The 4,482-nt window shown below is 70.3% G+C and carries 5 protein-coding genes and 1 pseudogene; 2 read left to right on the forward strand and 4 right to left on the reverse strand.

Features of this window, described 5'->3' with window-relative positions; genetic code table 11:
* The first annotated feature begins 116 nt into the window (after positions 1 to 116).
* Positions 117 to 386 (forward strand): hypothetical protein, encoded by a 270-nt coding sequence (locus tag BEN49_RS11655; RefSeq protein ID WP_125916783.1) that lies wholly within the window; start codon positions 117 to 119, stop codon positions 384 to 386.
* 147 nt (positions 387 to 533) lie between these two features.
* Positions 534 to 1,646 carry a DNA topoisomerase IB gene (locus tag BEN49_RS11660; protein ID WP_083326016.1) on the forward strand — a complete coding sequence of 371 codons (1,113 nt, stop codon included), beginning with the start codon at positions 534 to 536 and terminating at the stop codon, positions 1,644 to 1,646.
* Positions 1,647 to 1,690: 44 nt separating this feature from the next.
* Here the strand turns inward: BEN49_RS11660 and BEN49_RS11665 are convergent, their stop codons facing one another.
* The 4 genes and pseudogenes from BEN49_RS11665 to BEN49_RS27915 form a co-directional block, all read right to left on the reverse strand.
* Positions 1,691 to 3,130 (reverse strand): hypothetical protein, encoded by a 1,440-nt coding sequence (locus BEN49_RS11665; RefSeq protein WP_070743595.1) that lies wholly within the window; start codon positions 3,128 to 3,130, stop codon positions 1,691 to 1,693.
* Positions 3,130 to 3,279 carry a hypothetical protein gene (locus tag BEN49_RS27910; protein WP_158022866.1) on the reverse strand — a complete coding sequence of 50 codons (150 nt, stop codon included), beginning with the start codon at positions 3,277 to 3,279 and terminating at the stop codon, positions 3,130 to 3,132. The genes BEN49_RS11665 and BEN49_RS27910 overlap by 1 nt, the downstream gene beginning before the upstream one ends.
* A 77-nt stretch (positions 3,280 to 3,356) precedes the next feature.
* On the reverse strand, positions 3,357 to 3,782 hold the full coding sequence (locus BEN49_RS11670; protein ID WP_125916785.1) for a hypothetical protein: 426 nt from the start codon (positions 3,780 to 3,782) through the stop codon (positions 3,357 to 3,359).
* Positions 3,783 to 3,983: 201 nt separating this feature from the next.
* A pseudogene (locus tag BEN49_RS27915) lies at positions 3,984 to 4,482 on the reverse strand (hypothetical protein); the annotation flags it as partial.

Below are 4,482 nucleotides of genomic sequence, written 5' to 3' on the forward strand. Positions count from 1 at the left end.
TCTTGTTCAGGTGATTTTTTGCGAGGCGCTAGCCACCTATAAATGAGTATGGTACGGGCCGCCGGGCGGCGGCACCAGCCTCTTCCTGCTCCCACGCACCGGTAAAGGTGGAGGTGGTGAAACACAAAAAACGCGGGGGCGAGCTCCAGAAAATTTCGTACTTCGACGCCACTGGTCGCCGGGTGCTGGCCGAGCGCTACGAAGGGGGGCAGCTCACCCGGCTGGAGCTGCGGGAGTACCCGGCGCGGCGCACCCAGTACGGCCGGCCCACGGCCTCGTGGCTGCTGGTGCGGGGCGACTACCTGCGGCATCAGTTCCTGTCGGCGCCCACGCACGCCACCACTCACTACTACCACCGCCTGCGCCCGGCGGGCGAGTGCCTGTAGCCCGGCGGAAAAGGGTGAGGAGCGCCGGCGCCGTGCGATAAGCGCGGCTGTACGCATTGAGGGCCTTGATTTGCAGAGATAAACGCGGTTTGCTCATCCTGGAGCGGGTTTTTGCGTACACCAGGGCCCCATCCACTTTCCCGCCCCATGCCCGCCGCCGCTGCGCCCACCGCCCGCCCCAAAACCCGCAAGAAGCACCTCGTGCCCACCGCCCACGAGCTCTACAAAGACCCCGCCCAGCAGGCCGCCCAGGCTGGGTTGCACTACGCCACCGACGCGGCCCCCGGCTACACCCGCAAGGCCAGCCGCGGAGGCAAATTCGGCTACTACGACGCCCAGGGCCACAAAGTGACCGATGCGGCGGTGCTTGAGCGCATCGCCGGCTTCGTCATCCCGCCGGCCTGGAAGGAGGTGTGGGTGGCCCAGGATGCCCGGGCCCACTTGCAGGTAACGGGCTACGACGCCGTGGGCCGCAAGCAGTACCGCTACCACCCGGCCTGGGACGAAATCCGCAGCCTCACCAAGTTCTCGCGCCTGCACGCCTTTGGCGAAAAGCTGCCCGCCCTGCGCCAGCAGCTCAAGCACGACTTGGCCCGCCCCGCGCTCAGCCGCGAGCAAGTGGTGGCCCTGGTGATTTCGCTCATGGACCAGTCATTTATCCGGGTGGGCAACCAGGAGTACGCGAAGAAGAACAAGAGCTACGGCCTCACCACGCTGCACGACGAGCACGTGACGTTTAAGGGCGACGCCGTGCGCTTTGCCTTCGTGGGCAAAAAGGGCGTGGCCCACGACGTGACGCTGCGCGACCGCCGCCTGGCCCGCCTCGTGCGCAAGTGCCAGGAAATCCCCGGCCAGCACCTGTTCCAGTACTACACCGCCGACGGCCACCGCCACGCCCTGGAATCGGGCGACGTGAACGGCTACCTGCACGAGCACACCGGCCTGGCCCTGTCGGCCAAGGACTTCCGCACCTGGGGCGGCACCGTGAAAATGGTGGAATGCCTCGAAAGCGTGCTAAATGAGGAGCCCGACCTGGCCCCCGAAAAGGTCATCCGCAAGGCCGTGAAGGACGTGGCCAGCGGCCTGGGCAACACGCCCACCGTGTGCTCGAAATACTACATCCACCCGCAAGTAGTCACGCTTTTCAAATCGGGCGAGCTCATCGAGTACCTGCGCGACCACGACGCCACGCCCGCTCCCCACGATCCGCTTTCGCCCACCGAGCGCCTGGTGCTGAAGATGCTGGCGGCCACGGCGTAATTAGTGGTCATAAGTGTAGGTTGTTTATCTAAATTTTGATTATTTCAACATGCCCTACTCCTCCGCTGGGCGGGTGTAGGCGTGGGCGCTGCGGCGGGGCTCGGTGAAGTAGCGCAGCCCCCGGGCGGGGGCGGGCCGGCGGGCCCCCGGGTTGCCGTAGATGGCCAGGCGGGGGCCCCGGCCGCCCGGGGCCCTACTTCGGCTACCTCGAACACGTCGGCGCCCTCCAGGCCTTCGAGGGTAATGACCTTGGTTTCGCGCCGAAAAAACGTGCGGGCCAGCAGCAGCGAATCGGGGCCCAGGGCGGGGGCGTACACGGCCACGGCGACCGAATCGGCGAAGCGGCGCACCACAAAATGCTCGGCCTGGGCCGTGCCGCCCACCGTGGGCCGGCGGCTGAGGCGGCGGTAGAGCACGGCCGCCACGCGGGGCAAGTTGGCGCGCCGCTGTCGCAGGGCTTCGGCCAGGTAGGGGCCCTCCAGGGCGTAGGCCGCGGGTGGCAGCCGGTGCAGCGCCGAGTCGATGGCGGCGTCGGTCAGCTGGCCCTGCATGGCCACGGCGGCCGCCTGGAACTGTCTGTTGCTAAGGGAGATAAGGCCGTGTTCATCCAGGTAGCGGCCCTGCTGCATGAGGCCCCCCAGGTCGTGGTAGGCGGGCCGAAACGTGTTCCATTTTCGCAGGGCGAAGCGCCGCGTGAAGAGCCAGGGAAACACACCATCGGCGGCGCGGTAAAATACCATGTCGCGGTCTTTGGGCACCGGTTGGTACCGGAAGCGGCCGTTGGGGGCCCCGGGCGCGGGCACCTGGGCCCAGGTCCATTGCCCGGCGTGGCGGTCCCAGTCGCCCAGCCAGGCATCGAGCAGGCGGGCGCGCAGCAGCGCGGCGGGGGCGGGCCGGTGGTGCGGGTCGGCAAACAAGCGCTTGTAGAAGGCCGCGCTGCTCATCAGCTCGGTCGCGCCGGGCACGGCATCGGTGGGCCGGGCGTCGCCGCTGAATTTCTCTTCCAGCCAGACGAGCTGGCCGCGCAGCTTGGCGAGCGAATCGCCGGCCAGGTCGGGGTTGTTGGGCCGCACGTAAAACAGGCGCGGGTTGGTGTGGGGCACGCCCACGGCCTGCGCCAGGGGCGGCACCACCAGCGCGCTGTAGGGGTGGGTAGCCGATACATTGTCGCGCAGGTACCAGGCCGCGGGCGAGCTTTTTAGCCACCCGGGCAGGGCCCGTTGCGGGTCCTTGTCCACGGTGCGCAGCACGTAGGGGCGGCCGTCGGCGGCCGCCAGGCCTAGGCTGGTGCTGTTGAAGCCCCCACCGAGCTTGCCCAGCCGCAGGGCTCCGCTGGCCATAGCGGTAGCTGCGTCGAACGCCGGCGCGGGTACGGGCGCGGCCCAGGTGCTGCGGTAGTGCTTCCCAAAAAATACCCGGTGCAGCGCGCTGGTCCGCGCGTACTGTCGCCCGGCCGTGTAGCGCGCCGGGCCCGGCGGCGGCATCAGCGGCGGCTCCGCTGGGTGGTGGGCAAGCGGGCATCGGGCTGGAAATAATCTTTCTGCGCGCAGCCCGCGGCGGCCAACAGGCACAGGGGGCCCCACCATTGGCGGAGTGCTTGCCCGGCGGCGCGGCGCGGCAAAAAAGCAAACAAGCGGTGGGCAAAGCGGAAAGCGGCACGGCAACGAAAAAAAACGTAAACGCAGGTGGTGACAGATTGTTGACAGAATGTTAGGGCAGCGCGGGCGTGCGGCCGTGGGCGGCAGCTCCGTGGTACGTCAGCCGCCGCCGGGGCCCTTCGGCGGCCAGCCGGGCGGGCCCCGGGCCCGGCACGATGACCAGCCGCAGGCGGGCCACCCGGCCGGGCGCCGTGCGCACCTCAAACACGTCGGTCCCGCCCCGGCCGCGCAGGGTCAGCAGGCGCGTTTCGGTGGGCAAAAATGTGCGCTGGAAGCGTGGCGGGCCCCCTGGGGCCCCGGCCGCGTACACGGCCACGGCCACCGAATCGGGGTAGCGGCGCACCACAAAGCGCTCGGCCTGGGCGGTGCCGTCCACGGCCGGGCGGCGGGCCAGGGTGCGGTAATACGTGGCCGCGGCGCGGGCAGGCCGCGCGGCGGGCCTGCAACGCGGCCAGCGTGCGGGGCCCCTCCAGGGCAAACACGGCGGGTGGCAGGCGGTGCAGGGCGCGTTCGAGCAGCGAGTCGGGCAGGGCCGCTTGCAGGGCGGCGGCGGCGCGGGCAAAATCGGCGGCGGTGGCCGGGGCCAGCACGCGGTGGTCGAGGAAGCGGCCCTGGCGCACCAGGCCGGGCACGCTGCCGTAGTGGGCCCCAAAAGTCTGAAACTTGGGCACCAGCCGGCTCACGGCCCAGGGCAAGGCCCCGTCGTCGAACCGAAAAAACACCTGGTCGCGGTCCTTGGGCAGGGGCTCGAAGCGGGTGCCGCCCCGGGCGCGGGCCGCGCCGCCCAGTTCCACTGCTTCTCGTGGCGGTCCCAGTCGCCGAGCCACACGTCGAGCAGGCGGGCCCGCAAAAAGGCCGGCCCGTCGGCGGTGGCGGTGGGCGCGGCGGCGCACCGGGCCAGCATTTCGGCGGTGTTGAGCACGTCGGCCTTCTGGCCGCCCGCCCTGGCTTCGAGCAGCGCCAGCTGGCCCCGGAAGCGGGCCGAGCTTTCGCCCAGCCCGGCCTCGTCGGGGCGCACGTACACGAGGCGGGGGGTGGTGTGGGCCACGCCCGCGGCCCGGGCCAGGGGCGGCACCACCAGCGCGGCGTAGGGGTTGGCGGCGCTGGTGGCGTCGCGCACGGCGTTCAGCAAAAGGTGCGGCGCAGCAGCGGCGGCAGCGTTTGCGCGGGTCTTTGTC

This window comes from Hymenobacter coccineus (assembly GCF_001816125.1).
Taxonomy (GTDB): domain Bacteria; phylum Bacteroidota; class Bacteroidia; order Cytophagales; family Hymenobacteraceae; genus Hymenobacter; species Hymenobacter coccineus.